This window comes from Shewanella atlantica (assembly GCF_003966265.1).
GTDB classification, from domain to species: Bacteria; Pseudomonadota; Gammaproteobacteria; order Enterobacterales; family Shewanellaceae; genus Shewanella; species Shewanella atlantica.
Genome location: NZ_RXNV01000006.1, coordinates 241,101 through 257,853, shown reverse-complemented (window position 1 = coordinate 257,853; position 16,753 = coordinate 241,101). Strand labels below are relative to the sequence as shown.

Sequence of the window (16,753 nt, the reverse complement as noted above, 5' to 3'; positions counted from 1 at the left end):
TAAAATGTCTGAATTAAAAGAAGTTTTAGTCCCCGATATCGGTGGTGACGAAGTTCAGGTAATTGAGGTCTGTGTTGCAGTTGGTGATCAACTTGCAGCAGAAGAGTCAATTATTACTGTAGAAAGTGATAAGGCGACTATGGACATACCAGCGCCTTTTGCCGGCAAGTTAACCGAGCTAAAGGTCGCCGTGGGTGACACAGTCTCTGAAGGTACCTTGATTGCTATGATGTCTGCACAAGGTGCAGGCACTGAAGTTACCGCACCCGTAGCTACAGAGGCGGCTCCGGTTGCACCTGCAGCGCCTGTTCCAGCTGCAGCTACTGGTACACAAATTATTGAAGTCACAGTGCCGGATATTGGTGATGCGGCCGATGTCGATATCATCGAAGTGCTGGTGGCCGTTGGTGACAGCATAGATGTCGATACCGGTTTGATCACCCTGGAAACCGATAAAGCCACCATGGAGGTGCCTGCACCTTCTGCCGGTGTGGTGAAAGAGCTGAAAGTTGCTGTTGGTGATAAAGTCTCTGAAGGTTCGCTTGTGCTTATGTTGGAAGTTGGTGATCAAGCACCAGCTCAAACGGCGACTCCGGTAGAAGCCCCTGTTGCAGCTCCATCTGTTGCTAGTGTGAGCGAAGTGAAAGAGGTTGCTGTTCCCGATATTGGTGATGCATCAGATGTGGATGTTATTGAAGTCCTTGTCGCTGTTGGTGATACGGTCGAGGCAGATCAAGGGCTAATCACCTTAGAAACTGATAAAGCGACAATGGAAGTACCTGCTCCATTTGCGGGTAAATTGGTTTCACTGACGATTAATGTTGGCGATAAGGTTTCTCAAGGAACGCTCATTGCGACCATAGAAACTCAGGCCACTGCAGTTGCGAGTGTTCCGGCAGCACCAACTCCTGTTGCGGCGCCTGCAGCTCAACCAGCTCAGGCTGCGGCGGCAAGCAAGCCTCCGGTTCCGCATCATCCAAGTGCGGGCAGCAAGCCTAACACCGGAGCGGTACACGCTTCACCAGCGGTTCGCCGTATGGCTCGTGAGTTCGGTGCAGATTTGACCTTAGTTAAAGGTACGGGCCGTAAGGGGCGTATTCTTAAGGAAGACGTTCAGGCTTACATTAAGTATGAACTCTCTCGTCCTAAGGCGACTGCTGCCAGCAGTGTTGGCGCCGGAGAAGGTGGATTACAGGTTATTGCTGCACCTAAAGTCGATTTTGCTAAGTTTGGTGAAATCGAGGAAGTGCCACTAACACGTATTCAGAAGATCTCTGGTCCTAACCTACATCGTAACTGGGTTACCATTCCCCATGTGACACAATTCGATGAAGCCGATATCACAGAGATGGAAGCATTCCGTAAGCAGCAAAATGAACTTGCCGCTAAGCGTAAGACAGGTATTAAGATCACACCACTTGTCTTTATGATGAAAGCCGTTGCTAAGACGCTACAAGCTTTCCCTGTGTTTAATGCCAGCCTGAGTGCCGATGGTGAGTCTTTAATTAAGAAGAAGTACTACCATATCGGCGTGGCAGTCGATACGCCAAACGGACTAGTGGTTCCGGTTGTTCGTGATGTTGATAAGAAAGGTATTCACGAACTGACTCAAGAGTTGACTGAGATCTCGATTAAAGCACGTGATGGTAAGCTTAAGTCTGCAGATATGCAGGGCAGTTGCTTCACTATCTCGAGTCTGGGTGGTATCGGTGGTACGGCATTTACGCCTATCGTCAATTACCCGGATGTGGCTATTTTAGGTGTCTCTAAATCAGAGATTAAACCAAAGTGGAATGGTAAAGATTTCGAGCCTAAGCTAATGTTGCCGCTCTCTTTGTCTTACGATCACAGGGTGATAGATGGGGCGATGGCAGCACGCTTTAGCGTGACACTGTCAAGTATGCTGTCCGATATACGCACGCTTATTTTGTAATGATGAAGGCTACTCATGTTGAGTAGCCTTTTGTTTATTGCAATTGAGGGTTAAAATGCGGCCACCTTACAGAATAAAAATTCGATAGCTGGCGTCATTTACCGTGAAGCGACCCATTCGCCAACGGAATGAAATAAAAAGAATAGAGGAAAACATGAGTAACGAAATCAAAACTCAGGTATTGGTATTAGGCGCAGGCCCTGCAGGTTATTCAGCGGCATTTCGTGCGGCTGACTTAGGTCTGGAAACTATTATCGTTGAGCGTTTCAACACGCTTGGTGGTGTCTGTTTGAATGTAGGCTGTATCCCATCAAAAGCGCTGCTTCACGTATCTAAAGTGATCGAAGAGGCGAAAGCGGTTGCGAGTCACGGTGTAGTTTTTGGTGAGCCACAAATTGATCTTGATAAGCTTCGTGGCTTTAAAGAAACAGTGATTAGTCAGCTAACAACGGGTTTGGGCGGAATGTCCAAAATGCGTAAAGTTGATGTTGTTAATGGTTTTGGTAAGTTTACCAGCCCTAATACCATCGAAGTTGCTGGTGAAGATGGCGTCAAAGTTATTCGCTTCGAGCAGGCAATTATTGCCGCTGGTTCACGTCCTATTCAATTGCCATTTATCCCACATGAAGACCCACGTATCTGGGATTCGACCGATGCGCTAGAGCTTAAAGAAGTACCTGGAAAGCTACTTGTTATGGGCGGTGGTATCATCGGCCTTGAGATGGGTACTGTTTACTCATCGCTGGGTAGTGAGATTGACGTGGTTGAGATGTTTGACCAGGTCATTCCTGCCGCTGACAAAGATATCGTTCGTGTTTACACTAAGAAGATTAAGAAGAAATTTAATCTTATCTTACAGACTAAGGTTACCGCCGTAGAAGCTAAAGAAGACGGTATCTATGTGTCTATGGAAGGTAAGAAAGCGCCTGCGGAACCTGTTCGTTACGATGCAGTGCTTGTGGCAATTGGCCGTACGCCAAATGGCAAGCTAATTGATGCAGAAAAAGCGGGTGTTAATATCGATGAGCGTGGTTTCATCAATGTTGATAAGCAGATGCGTACTAACGTTCCAAACATCTATGCAATCGGTGATATCGTTGGCCAACCTATGCTTGCACATAAAGGTGTGCATGAAGGTCACGTTGCAGCAGAAGTTATCTCCGGCCTTAAGCATTTCTTCGATCCTAAAGTTATTCCTTCGATTGCCTATACTGACCCTGAAGTCGCGTGGGTAGGTTTAACTGAGAAAGAAGCGAAAGAGCAAGGTGTTGCTTATGAAACCGCTACTTTCCCATGGGCCGCAAGTGGTCGTGCTATCGCATCCGATTGTAGCGATGGTATGACTAAGCTTATCTTCGATAAAGAGACACATCGTGTGATCGGTGGCGCTATCGTAGGCGTTAATGGTGGCGAGCTACTGGGTGAAATCGGTCTTGCTATCGAGATGGGTTGTGATGCTGAAGACTTAGCGTTGACTATTCATGCTCACCCAACCTTGCATGAATCAGTAGGTTTGGCCGCTGAAATCTATGAAGGTTCAATAACTGATTTGCCAAATCCAAAAGCAAAAAAGAAAAAGTAACCTGACACAGAACTGATAAAGCGCTCTTTTAGAGCGCTTTTTTTTTAATTGCGTTACAAATATGTAAATAAGCAGGTGAATTAGGCTCAATGAACTGCTACATTCGAAGTAAGCCTATGAGATGTTTATTGAATGCAAATCGCTTACTTAAAAAGAATACTTTTTCCATTGTTATTGCTTCTTACTTGCCTGACGCCCGTCATGGCAGGCGATCTCGTGTCTCGTGTTTTTAATGAACGTGAAGGTCTGGCTAACTCCCAGATCAATGACATCAGCTTCGATGAATATGGTTTCGTGTGGCTGGCCACCGATGAGGGACTTTATAGATTAAGTAATTCAAAAGTCAGACGAATCGACAAAGTCGAATTCGACCTGCGCCTCTCCGATGAATATATCAATATTGTTGAACCCCTGAGTAAAAAACATCTGCTTGTCAGTAACTATTCTGATAACTATCTCTATGACATTCTGAACAATCAGTTTATCAAATTCGGCAGTGATGAGCTTTTCCCCGATTTTAAGGGGGAAAGTATAATGGCTCAGGTAAAACTGGCGGATGGGAGCTTCATTTTTCTCACCAGAGAAGGGGAGTTGCTTAAATTTTCCTACCAGCAATCTTCGTTAGAAAGAATTATCTTCTTACCTAACAATGCCGATGTTCTCTGGCATAACCTGGTTGCACTCGACGATGGCCGCATCATGGTCGGCACCGAATATGAGTTACAACTACGAGACAGCAAAGGACGACGGATAGCGGTTTTACCCTGGGAAGAGAAAAACGGCTTAATGAAGTGGCTGTTTAAAGACTCAAAGGGAAGAGTTTGGTTAAGCTCGACGAATGGATTATATCGGGTCGATGTTGATAATTTACAGATTAACCCTGTTAAAGAGCTACCCTATTATACGACCAAGATTGCTGAGGATAATAATGGCAATCTTTGGATCTCCAGCCATATAGGGTTAATCAAGTGGCATCCGGGAGCTACTGACCATAAGCTATTTAAAGAGCAGTTAAAGCTGAGTGCTGATATCGATTATATCAATGATATCGCAATTGATAATACAGGCATTATATGGGTCGGAGGTTCGGGAGATGGCCTGGCTGTTCTTGCCGATGATCCTGATTTCCTTATTGATAAATTCACTATGTCTGAGCCCTATAATATCAGTAATGAGATGGTGTGGGGAGTGTTTGCTGAGGAGCAGTACCTTTGGCTTGGTACCGATAACGGTCTTATCGTTATCGATAAAAACACAAAGCAATCTAAGACCTTGGTTCCTGATGGTATCGAGTTAAATGACAGTATCTATAAGATTGATCCTTTAGATAGTAACCACCTGTTACTTTCAACGACCAATGGTCTGTTTGTTGTAGATAAGCGTAATTTTACTTCTCAACGTTTTGACCAGTGGGCTCAGGGAGATTACTCCTTAGAGCACAAAGTGGTATATACAAGTTATAACGATCCCTTGATAGAGGGACGTTGGTGGTTTCTCACCATGACCGGCCTGTATTTTTGGGAGCCGGGAATGCTTAACCCACAAGAGATGCTGCTCGAAGGAAGAGAGAGCAGCTCCAGCATGCGAGACCTGCGGGCGTTATTTCGCGACGGGGCGGGCAGATTATGGGTCGGCGGAGGAAGCTTTTTTGGTTATCTGGATAGTGATGAGCAGTTTCATTCAAAACTAAGTATTTTCAGCGATGAAGGTACTGATGTCGAAGTCAATTACATTAATCAAGTCGAGCCGGGTGTATTTTGGCTTGGTACATCTCCCAAGGGACTAATTGAATATATTCCGGTTACGGGCCGGGTTAAGTCATTAGATCAGGAGTGGTTGATAGATTGTTCCTCTGTTTATTTCATTCACCAAGATGACGACTATCGGGTCGTTGGTTGCCCATATTCGATAATCAGGCAGGATATCCAGAGTAAAGATATTTTGGTTATCGGTGAAAACGACGGTCTTATTGGTGACGAGTTGAACGACGGGGCCTATTTTTATGATCCCGGCTACGGACTCTATCTGGGTACGCCTGACGGAGCCATGGCGCTGAATGTCGATCACTTGAGCAATCGTATTCAAAGAGACAAGGTGTTTCTGGAAGCCGTTTCGGTATTTTATGACGATGATACTCAAATCGATCTCATCCCTCTGGCCGATAAAGTGATTTTACCTGGTGCGAGACTGATTAGTTTCCAGGTCACCAGCTTGGATTACCTCGATGATACACCTATGACATTGCAATATAGGTTGCGCCGTGAAGGGGACAGCACTGAGAGCCACTATCTCTTGTTGGAGGGGCAATCTCAACTGAATATCACCGGATTATCATCCGGGAAATATCACTTGGATATTTTAAGTCAAGAGAATGGTGTCTGGTCAAAGGATCCTCATACCTTTGAATTTAGGGTTAAACAATTCTGGTGGCAGACTCAATGGTTTAACGGCCTGATATTATTCACCGTTCTCTGCATTGGTATCGGAGTGATTGTTTACAGGCAGCGACAAGTGAAGGCCTTTAAGCTTGTTAACAGTGCCTTGGTTGAAAGTGAGGACAGGCTTCGCCAATCACTCAAGGGGAGTGACTCAGAACTCTGGGAGTGGCGTTACGACACACAGATGTTCAGCCTGGAGAATAGAGGTGCGAAACGAAAAGAAGATCGCAAAAATAAGTTGCTTACACTGAATGAATTTCCGGTTCATCGTGATGAAAAAGATAAGGTATTGGCCTCCTGGAATAATATGATCGATGGCTATAGCGATCGATTCGATATCGAGTATCGCTACCGAAGAGAAGATAAGACCTGGGGGTGGACAAGAGTTAGAGGCAGGCCGGTAGAGGTTGATCCTGAATCGGGACAAATCTTACGCGTAGCGGGGATATATTCAGACATCACGACGCAACGTCAACTCGAAGACGATGTGAAATTGTTAGCCCAGGCATTCGGTAACACCTCTGAAGGTGTGTTGATTTTGGATGCCAGTGAGCGGATAAAGGTCTCCAATAAGGCGGCTCAGAAAATTATAGGTTCAGATGCGAGAGTGTTAACGCATAAGTATTTCTCCGACCTTATGGTCGCTAAAGAGGGGCGCTCAGATGAAATTGCGCACCTTCTGGATCAGGGCGTCTCATGGACGGGGGAACGTGAGTTTGTATGTACGAATGGTAGTAGCTGTCCGGTGTGGCTTAATGTATCGACAATGCTCGGCGGCAAAGGGAATATCACCCATTATGTCGCCGTATTCTCCGATATCACAGAACGAAAGCGAACAGAAGCAGACCTGCGTCGTCTGGCTAATTATGACGTACTAACGGGACTCCCTAATCGTTCTCTGTTTTCTACCCGTTTGGCTCAATCTATTCATCGTGCTGAACATAGCGGTGAGAAGTTGGCTCTGATCTTTCTCGATCTGGATCGCTTTAAGCATGTAAATGACTCATATGGCCATAGCATGGGGGATGCACTCTTGGTTGAAGCCGCAAGCAGGCTGCAGTCGTGTATATCAGAGGAGCACACCTTATGTCGCTTTGGCGGTGATGAATTCGTGCTTCTAATCAGAGATGCCGGCAATATTGATAAGATAAATCATGTTTGTGCCGAGTTACTGGTACAAATCGAGGCTCCATTTGAGTTATTTGGCCGAGAGTTTTTTATCTCTACGAGTATTGGTGTCAGCTTATGGCCAGATGATGCAAGGCAGCCTGAGGTGTTAATTAAAAATGCCGACCAGGCTATGTACCATGCGAAAGAGGAGGGGAGAGGGAATTTCCAATATTTCTCTTCGGATCGTAATGCTGAGGCCTTATACCATCTGCGCCTGGAGGGGGAACTGCGTAAAGCGATTGAACGCGATGAATTTGAGCTTCATTATCAACCTCAGGTCGATATTCTCAGGGGGGATAAATTAATTGGTATGGAGGCATTACTGCGCTGGAGGCATCATAAAGATGGGCTGGTTCGGACCGATGTCTTCATCAAGGTGGCCGAGTCATGCGGATTAATCATAGATATCGATCGCTGGGTGCTACGGCAGGCTTGTGTACAGGGGGCGCTCTGGGCCAACTCTTATGATGAAAAGTTTAAGTTATCCGTTAATATCTCTGCTGTTCACTTTCGTCAGCCTGACTTTATCGATGGTGTAAGATCTATTCTGGAAGAGACTAAGATCCCTCCATCTGCATTGGGTTTTGAGATCACCGAAGGGGTCTTGATGAAGGAGTTACATATTGCAAAAGATCATCTGAGGGACCTGAGAGAACTCGGAATAGATGTGGCTATTGATGACTTCGGTACCGGTTACTCCTCGCTGGCTTACCTGCGTCACTTCGATGTCGATACATTGAAGATCGATCGCTCTTTCCTCATAGATATCGCTACTAATGAGACCGATCAGGCCATTGCGAGTAGTATCATAGAGCTGGCCAGAAACTTAAAATTGAATGTGGTAGCGGAAGGTGTGGAAACCAAAGATCAACTCGAGCAAGTATTTAGCCGGGGTTGTTATGTTATCCAAGGTTATTACTTCTCTAAGCCGTTAACGCTGAACGATATGGAGTCATATATGGGGCTGGAAAAAACTGAGTGATCGAATGATTTCATATTGGTCATTGAACATCCCATATTAGTTCTCTGTTTGTGTTTTAACCATGTTACGTTTTTTTTGTTAGAATATGCCCGCCTGCATCAATTAATAACTCATAACTAAGAACTAAGAACTAAGAACTAAGAACCAATATCCTATGATACGTAATCTAATATTTTTTCTGGTGGTTAGCTTTATCACTACTCCCGTCATGGCTGAAGCCAGACCTAAAATCGGTTTGGTACTCAGTGGTGGTGGTGCGAAGGGAGCGGCACATATTGGTGTATTAAAGGTGCTTGAGGACAATAGAATACCTGTCGATTATATCGCAGGAACCAGCATAGGTGCTTACGTCGGCGGCATGTATGCCCTTGGATACAGTGCAACAGAGATTGAAAAGATCATGATGACCGAGTCATGGTCCGATGGATATTCAGATACGATTCCCAGAGAGTCATTAAGCTATCGAAATAAGCAGCAGAGGGATAGATTTAATATTCCTGTGAATATGGGTTATAGCGATGATGAGATGAAAGTACCTAATGGTCTGCTGCGTGGGCAAACCATGTCTACACTTCTTCAGCGATCTACCGGGTTAGTTCATCAGTTTGGTCACTTCGATGAATTAGCTATCCCATATCGCGCCGTGGCAACGGATCTTGAAACCAGTCATGCCGTAGTTATCAATAATGGTAGTGTCGTTAAGGCCATGCAGGCTTCGGCTACCGTTCCCGGTGCGCTCCAGCCGGTTGAATATGAAGGCAAGCTTCTCGTCGATGGTGGCATCGCTAATAACATGCCAATCGATGTGATTATGGGGATGGGGGCTGACATTATTATTGCCGTCGATATCGGTTCATCTCTGGTAAAGAAAGAGGAGTTGAATAGTACTGTGGCGGTATTGAACCAGCTATCGACCATGCTGACTAATGCCAGTTCAGAGAGACAAAAGCTCCTCCTTGGCGAAGGTGATATTCTTATTCGCCCAAAAGTCGGTGGTATGAGTACTACAGACTTTTCTATCATGCCTCAGGCATACGCCTTGGGTGAGTCGGCTGCGCTGGAGCATATTGAGTTACTCAAGCAGTTACGTGTCACTGAGGCTCAATACGCCAGTTATCAGCAAGGAAAAAAACGCAGAAGTAAAGCCTGGGTCAATGAAGTCGATCACCCCTTAGTCGATGTCGTGTTTAACAATGAATCAAGAGTGAGTGAATCTCTGTTAAGGGAGGCCTTTGGGATTGATTCCGGTGAGGTTGTCACTACTGAGCAACTTGAAAAAGGCATAGCTAATGTATATGCCCTGGACAAGTTTGAGCTTGTTGATGCAGAGTTTACCGATACCGAACAAGGTCGTGTACTGACCTTAAATACCAAGGCAAAATCATGGGGGCCTAACTATTTTCAACTGGGTTTCAGTTGGGAAGATGATTTCTCTCTGGACTCTGTCGTGTCACTGGATCTGGCCTACACACTGACCGATATCACCGATACCGGTGGTGAGTGGCGCAATGAATTAAGACTCGGTTTTGAAAAGTTGATCTCGACTGAGTTTTATCTGCCTATGGATTATGATCAAGGCTTCTTTAGTCGCGCCAAATTAGCTTATGAGTTAAGGGATTGGGATTTCTATGAAAAAAATGCTAAGACATTACAATTATCTCAGACTCAGTATAGAGCGGATCTTGGCATCGGATATAACTATGTAAAAGAGGGCATGGTTGAGCTGGGAATAACGGGTGAAAAGGGAATTTTGGAAAATAAGGCGCTCATTGATGAACTCAAATATGAAACCTATGGTGCTTATTTCAAGTTTGGTTTCGATGATCTCAACAGCATTAACTTCCCCACTTCAGGTAATAGATTTACCTTAAACCTCTATTACAGAAACGAGTCGGCGCCGGATCTTTTAGGTTTTCAGAATAGCGAGAACTCTTTCCAAATAGAGGCTGACTGGCGCGGGGCATTAAGTTTTGGCAACCATGCATTTGTTGGAATCGCATCACTGGCTACCGTCGATAAAGATGACAGTTTCAGCGTGCATGTGTCTGAACTCGGTGGCTTCCTGAATCTATCGGGTTATCACAAGAATGCGCTGGTTGGCGCTCATAAAGTGTTTGGCGCCTTCGTCTATCAGTATGATCTGGGACGAGATGTGCTAGGTATGACAGATTATCCGCTCTATCTTGGTACGAGTATCGAGGCGGGTAATGTTTGGGACTACAGAGATGGAGTGGATCTTGATGATCTTATCTATTCCGGCAGTTTATATTTCGGAACAGATACCTCCATGGGGCCTGCCGCATTAGGTTTTGGTTGGGCTGATGATGGTGAGATGACGTTATTCATTTTTATAGGAAAGAACTGGTAAGCCCGAAGGTTAGCTTATACCGATTGGTATTAATTCATACAAAGTTACAAAAACTTACTGTAGGCGAAAATAGCTCAGTGGTAGTGTGTGATCGGATAAATTTATAGAAAGCTCCACCATAGGAGACTCTATACATATACGTTAAAAGGACAGATCGGGGATGAAAATGAACAGAGTAAGTAAACTGGCAGTAGGTATTGCACTTAGCTTAGGACTCGCTGCCTGTAGCAGTAATGAACCAACGACAATCGCCACTCAGGAAGTGGCTAAGGTGTCAGGAGTCGAAAAAGAGAATTTCGACAATTCGGTTCGCCATCAAGATGATTTTTACTACAGCGTAAATGGCCATTGGCTTGCTAATACTCCAATTCCTGCTGATAAGTCTAACTATGGCGCATTTTCAGTTCTTTATGAGCAGAGCCAAAATGCACTGAAAAAAATTATCGATGAAGCTGCGGCTAAGAAAGATAAAGTTGAAGGCTCCAGTGAGCAAAAAGTGGGTGATTTCTATGCCAGCTATATGAATACTGATGTCATCGAGAAGCTAGGTATCAGCCCGTTGAGCGAGCAACTGTCCGATATCGCTCAGGCAAAGACTCACAAAGATATCGCTGGCTTGATGGGCACACTGCTGGTAAGTGGTGTTCAGATGCCATTCGGTTTTTACGTTAACAACGATGCTAAAAACTCAAGCCAATATGCGGTTTACCTCTATCAATCTGGTTTAACCTTGCCCGATCGTGATTATTACCTGAAAGATGACGAAAAGTTTGTAGCTAACAGAGCCGCATTAAATACTTATATCGCTGATATCATGACGCAAGCTGGCAGTAAAGATGCTGAGCGAGTCGCTACCAGTGTAGCCAAAATCGAGTATTTTATCGCTCAGAGTCAGTGGAGTCGTGTCGAGTCACGTGATGCGAACAAGAGCTATAACAAGATGGATAGCGCTGAGCTTCAAACTACAGTAAGCGATTTTGACTTTGCTCAGTTTGCTGCCAGTGCCAACATGAGTGCGGTAACTGAAACCGTTGTACGTCAGCCTTCCTATTTTGAAAAATTTGGTGCCCAGTTCAATCAGTTTACCGTGAACGAGTGGCAGGATTACCTCTCTTTCCATCTGGTTGATAGTTATGCTGAGCTTTTGAGTAAAAACTATGTTGATCTTCACTTTGCTTTCCATAGTAAAACCTTGATGGGAATCGAAGAGCAGAAGCCACGTTGGAAGAAGGCTGTCGATGCTGCGGATCAGGTCATTGGTGAGCTTGTAGGTAAGGAGTATGTGAAACAACACTTCAAACCGGAAGCCAAAGAGAAGATGGAAGTACTCATTCAAAATCTCATCAAAGGATTTGAAGTTAGTATCAATGAACTGGAATGGATGACACCGGAGACTAAGGTTGCAGCTCAAGAGAAGCTGTCTAAGTTTACCTATAAGATTGGTTATCCTGATAAGTGGAAGGATTATACCCCTCTTACAATCAAAGCCGATCAGCTGGTAGGTAACTATAAGCGTTATGCTAAGTTCGAGTATACAAGCATGCTGGATAAGCTAGGTAAGCCTATCGACCGTACTGAGTGGCACATGACGCCTCAAACAGTAAATGCCTACTACAGCCCTGTGATGAACGAGATCGTGTTCCCTGCTGCCATTCTTCAGCCTCCCTTCTTTAATATGGATGCCGATGATGCGATAAACTACGGTGGTATCGGTGCCGTTATCGGCCATGAGATCAGTCACGGCTTCGATGACCAGGGTGCCAAGTATGATGGTGATGGTAACCTGCGAGATTGGTGGACAGATAAAGATCGTGAAGAGTTCCAGAAGCGTGGGGCGCAACTGTCTGCACAGTACTCATCCTATGAAGCGCTACCTGGCAAACACGTTAATGGTGATCTGACTCTTGGTGAGAATATCGGTGACTTAGGTGGTTTGACTGTTGCGGCTCGCTCATATCATTTGAGCCTGAATGGCAAAGAGTCGCCCGTAATTGAAGGTTTAACCGGTGAACAGCGTCTGTTTATTGGTTGGTCGCAAGTATGGCGTCGTAATTACCGTGATGAAGAGTTGGGCCGCCGTCTGATGACCGACTCTCATTCTCCGAGCCACTTCCGCGCCATGGGGACACCTAGAAACATCCCGGCCTTCTATCAAGCATTCGACTTGAAAGAGGGTGATAAGATGTTCCTGAGTCCGGAAGATCGCGTTAAGATCTGGTAATAGACCTGCACGCATCTCTATCGATACCACTTCGTGGTGTGACCAAGATAGAGAGCAATAAAAGTAATCACAAGTAAGCCCATCTTTTTAGATGGGCTTTTTTATTTTAAACAGACAGTGCTTAGGGCAAAAACTAAGATGATGACCTTAGGTCTATCGCTATGCGGACGGCGAAGCCTGTTAGACGGGCTTTGCCCTAAAATCAAATCGTCTCCGCGTATGTTTAATATTTAATATATTTACTTAGCTCGATTAGCGCAGCGTCTTCCAGCCAACGGGTTGGCGTCTCTTAGCGACAAAGTCGCGTCCATTTTCCCGCACTTTGACCTAGAACTTAGAACTTCCTAATCCCATCTAAATATTCTGGAAGCTTGGTGAGATCGGTGAGCTGCTGGTGAGCAATAATCCACTTAGATTCGAGGCGTTGCTCTGGGGCGGGGATAGCTAAAGTCTGCATGTTTGCCGCACGGGCGGCGACGAGTCCGTTAAATGAATCTTCGACAGCAATACATTCCGTAGGGGATACGCCCAAGTCCAGTGCACAGTTCAGATACACTTCCGGGTGTGGTTTTCCATAGGCCAAATGCTCGGCTGATTGAATCGAGTTAAAGTAATGACTGATATCCAGTTTGTTTAAAACAGCATCGACGATAGCGTGTGATGAGGAGGTGGCTAAACCTATTTTGAGGTCTCTTTCCCGGCAGTAATTTAATGCAGAGATCACTCCCGTCATGGCGATACCGTCTTTGTTAATATAGCTAACAACCTGATCGACGATCTGCTTAGCCACTTCACTGTTGTCATAATTATCCCAGGGAAAACGCTGATACCAATAACTCACCACTTGATCGATTCTCAGGCCTGTAGTTTGAAGGGTATCGTCAAAACTGATCTCTAACCCTAAATCTCTCATGGTCTGAAATTCTGCTTTCTGCCAGGTTGGCTCTGAGTCGATAAGTATGCCATCCATATCGAAAATGATGGCCAATAGGTGCGAAGAAGTCATAGGGCTCCGGTATGTTCATTATAACTACGGTGAATAGTACTACTAATTATCATCATTTTTGCATGATATTGGGAGTGTTTCTGCTAATAAAGTTTACTTTTCACTGCCTTCTTCAATGGTCTTAGCGGTGATCTTGTTGTGCTTAACTATATGTTTTTAAGGTGTTTATATAGTTTTTAAAACTATTGTCTAATTTCATTTTGCACGAGTAACGATTAAATTACAGTTCCCCCTAAGCAAGCTGGCGGATTAATCATCGGTTTATGGCCCATAAGAGTGTGATCTGATTCAAACTTTTGTAAACCTGTTGTATAATGCCGAGCAGAAATAAGGGTCGAGCCTGCAGGACTGTGAGCTTCATTTATGAAGACGTGCAGTTTCGTTGTTAGAACGCCAAACAAAGAGGAATGTTGCCGTGCTAGAAGCATATCGTAAACACGTCGAAGAGCGTGCTTCAGAGGGCGTAGTCCCTAAGCCACTAGATGCCCACCAAGTTGCCGAACTGGTTGAGCTGGTTAAGAACCCACCTGCAGGAGAAGAGGAGTTTATCCTGAACCTGCTGGAAAATAGAATTCCACCAGGTGTCGATGAAGCCGCTTATGTTAAAGCTGGTTTCCTGGATGCTGTCGCAAAAGGCGAAGCCAAGTCATCTATTCTGTCATCGGCTCGCGCCGTTGAACTGCTTGGCACCATGCAGGGCGGTTACAATATTCAACCGCTCATCGCTCAGTTAGATGTTGCAGAGCAGGCGCCTTTGGCCGTGGCTGCACTATCTAAAACCCTGTTGATGTTTGATTCCTTCCACGATGTGGTTGAGAAGATGCAAGCCGGTAATGAGTTTGCTAAGCAGGTCGTTCACTCTTGGGCTGAGGCACAGTGGTTTCTTAACCGCCCTAAGCTTGAAGAGAAGATCTCTCTGACAGTATTTAAAGTATCAGGCGAGACAAACACAGATGACTTGTCTCCAGCTCCCGATGCATGGTCACGCCCGGATATCCCACTGCACGCCTTAGCTATGCTAAAAAATGCCCGTGAAGGTATTGTGCCCGATGAAGCCGGTGTGATTGGTCCAATTAAAGAGATCGAACAGCTTAAGACTAAGGGATTCCCATTAGTTTATGTCGGTGATGTTGTCGGTACCGGCTCTTCACGTAAATCTGCGACTAACTCAGTGCTTTGGTTTATGGGTGATGATATCCCTAATGTGCCAAACAAGCGCGCTGGCGGCTTCTGTCTGGGTGGTAAGATAGCGCCAATCTTCTTCAACACTATGGAAGATGCCGGTGCACTACCTATCGAACTCGACGTTAGTAAGATGAATATGGGTGATGTGATCGATATCTACCCGTATCAGGGCGTCGTTAAGCGTCATGATAGCGATGACGTTATCTCTGAATTCGCACTTAAGACTGACGTGTTAATGGATGAAGTTCGTGCTGGTGGTCGTATTCCATTGATTATCGGTCGTGGCCTGACGGCTCGTGCCCGTGAAGTTCTTAAGCTTGAAGCATCAACTGTTTTCGTATTACCACAAGATGTGGCCGATACAGGTAAAGGTTATACCCTTGCTCAGAAGATGGTTGGTAAAGCTTGTGGTGTTACCGGTATCCGTCCTGGTCAATACTGTGAGCCTAAGATGACTTCGGTTGGTTCTCAAGATACTACCGGTCCTATGACTCGCGATGAGCTTAAAGATCTTGCATGTCTTGGTTTCAGCGCCGATCTGACGATGCAGTCTTTCTGTCACACAGCGGCTTATCCTAAGCCTGTCGATGTGAATACGCACCACACTCTACCTGATTTCATCATGAATCGTGGTGGTGTTTCTCTGCGTCCGGGCGATGGTGTTATCCACTCTTGGTTAAACCGTATGTTACTGCCTGATACTGTTGGTACCGGTGGTGATTCACATACTCGTTTCCCGTTAGGTATCTCATTCCCGGCAGGTTCGGGTCTCGTGGCCTTTGCAGCCGCGACTGGCGTAATGCCGCTCGATATGCCTGAATCAGTCTTGGTTCGCTTTAAAGGTGAAATGCAGCCAGGTATCACGTTACGTGACCTTGTCCATGCGATTCCTCATAAAGCGATTGAGATGGGTCTGCTAACTGTTGAGAAGCAAGGTAAGATCAACTTCTTCTCAGGGCGTGTACTTGAAATCGAAGGCTTGGAAAGCTTGAAAGTTGAGCAGGCATTTGAATTGTCCGATGCATCGGCTGAGCGCAGTGCTGCAGGCTGTAGTATCAAGCTGGATAAAGAGCCTGTTATCGAATATCTGAACTCTAACATTGTGATGTTGAAGTGGATGATAGCCGAAGGTTATGGTGATCGCCGTACTATCGAGCGTCGTATTATCGCGATGCAAGAGTGGTTAGAAAACCCAGAGTTGATGGAAGCAGACAGCGATGCAGAATACGCCGCAGTTATCGAAATTGACCTGAATGACATTAAAGAGCCAATTTTATGTGCACCTAACGATCCTGATGATGCGGTACTGCTATCAGACGTTAAAGATACTAAGATTGACGAAGTTTTCGTGGGCTCTTGTATGACTAATATCGGTCACTTCCGTGCTACGGGTAAGATGTTAGATAAGTTTGCTACGACGCTACCGACGCGCTTGTGGATCACGCCTCCAACTAAGATGGATCGTGATCAGCTCACCGAAGAGGGTTATTACGCTATCTTCGGTCGTGTTGGTGCACGCGTTGAGATCCCAGGATGTTCTCTATGTATGGGTAACCAGGCCCGTGTTGCCGATGGTGCGACAGTGGTGTCGACTTCGACTCGTAACTTCCCTAACCGTTTGGGTACAGGTGCTAATGTTTATTTGGCATCGGCTGAATTGGCCGCGGTTGCAGCTCTCCTTGGTCGTCTGCCTAGTTCTGACGAGTACCAGGAGTATGCTAAGCAGTTAGATGCCACGGCTGCCGATACCTATCGTTATCTGAACTTCGATGAGATGAGCTCTTATACTGAAAAAGCGGGCGAAGTTATCTTCCAGTCTGCGGTATAAAGTCAGAACGGGTCGGGTCCACTTAAAGCATTAGCTTATA

General features: G+C 45.5%; 7 protein-coding genes. 6 read left to right on the top strand and 1 reads right to left on the bottom strand.

Annotated elements, in window-relative coordinates; all coding sequences use genetic code 11:
• Nucleotides 1-4 precede the first annotated feature (4 nt).
• The 5 genes from aceF (at nucleotide 5) to EKG39_RS14915 (ending at nucleotide 12,694) form a co-directional block, all read left to right on the top strand.
• Nucleotides 5-1,933 carry a pyruvate dehydrogenase complex dihydrolipoyllysine-residue acetyltransferase gene (gene aceF / locus EKG39_RS14935; protein WP_126506547.1) on the top strand — a complete coding sequence of 643 codons (1,929 nt, stop codon included), beginning with the start codon at nucleotides 5-7 and terminating at the stop codon, nucleotides 1,931-1,933.
• A gap of 154 nt (nucleotides 1,934-2,087) precedes the next feature.
• Nucleotides 2,088-3,515, top strand: coding sequence for a dihydrolipoyl dehydrogenase (lpdA, locus tag EKG39_RS14930; RefSeq protein WP_126506546.1), 1,428 nt, complete (start codon nucleotides 2,088-2,090; stop codon nucleotides 3,513-3,515).
• Between the two features lie 132 nt (nucleotides 3,516-3,647).
• Entirely contained in the window at nucleotides 3,648-8,105 is a 4,458-nt protein-coding gene (locus EKG39_RS14925) for an EAL domain-containing protein (RefSeq protein ID WP_126506545.1), read from the top strand.
• A 154-nt stretch (nucleotides 8,106-8,259) separates the two neighbouring features.
• Entirely contained in the window at nucleotides 8,260-10,473 is a 2,214-nt protein-coding gene (locus tag EKG39_RS14920) for a patatin-like phospholipase family protein (protein WP_126506544.1), read from the top strand.
• A gap of 166 nt (nucleotides 10,474-10,639) precedes the next feature.
• Nucleotides 10,640-12,694, top strand: coding sequence for a M13 family metallopeptidase (locus EKG39_RS14915; protein WP_126506543.1), 2,055 nt, complete (start codon nucleotides 10,640-10,642; stop codon nucleotides 12,692-12,694).
• Nucleotides 12,695-13,028: 334 nt separating this feature from the next.
• Here EKG39_RS14915 and hxpB read toward each other — a convergent pair whose 3' ends face one another.
• Nucleotides 13,029-13,700 carry a hexitol phosphatase HxpB gene (gene hxpB / locus EKG39_RS14910; protein WP_126506542.1) on the bottom strand — a complete coding sequence of 224 codons (672 nt, stop codon included), beginning with the start codon at nucleotides 13,698-13,700 and terminating at the stop codon, nucleotides 13,029-13,031.
• Nucleotides 13,701-14,115: 415 nt separating this feature from the next.
• On the opposite strand from hxpB, the gene acnB reads away from it, so the two are divergent.
• Nucleotides 14,116-16,713 carry a bifunctional aconitate hydratase 2/2-methylisocitrate dehydratase gene (gene acnB / locus EKG39_RS14905; protein ID WP_126506541.1) on the top strand — a complete coding sequence of 866 codons (2,598 nt, stop codon included), beginning with the start codon at nucleotides 14,116-14,118 and terminating at the stop codon, nucleotides 16,711-16,713.
• Nucleotides 16,714-16,753 lie beyond the last annotated feature (40 nt).

Excerpts from the sequence above, each read along its gene's own strand:
- aceF (WP_126506547.1), top strand. The coding sequence starts at position 5 with ATGTCTGAATTAAAAGAAGTTTTAGTCCCCGATATCGGTGGTGACGAA.
- EKG39_RS14915 (WP_126506543.1), top strand. The coding sequence starts at position 10,640 with ATGAACAGAGTAAGTAAACTGGCAGTAGGTATTGCACTTAGCTTAGGA.
- EKG39_RS14925 (WP_126506545.1), top strand. The coding sequence starts at position 3,648 with ATGCAAATCGCTTACTTAAAAAGAATACTTTTTCCATTGTTATTGCTT.
- EKG39_RS14920 (WP_126506544.1), top strand. The coding sequence starts at position 8,260 with ATGATACGTAATCTAATATTTTTTCTGGTGGTTAGCTTTATCACTACT.
- lpdA (WP_126506546.1), top strand. The coding sequence starts at position 2,088 with ATGAGTAACGAAATCAAAACTCAGGTATTGGTATTAGGCGCAGGCCCT.
- hxpB (WP_126506542.1), bottom strand. The coding sequence starts at position 13,700 with ATGACTTCTTCGCACCTATTGGCCATCATTTTCGATATGGATGGCATA.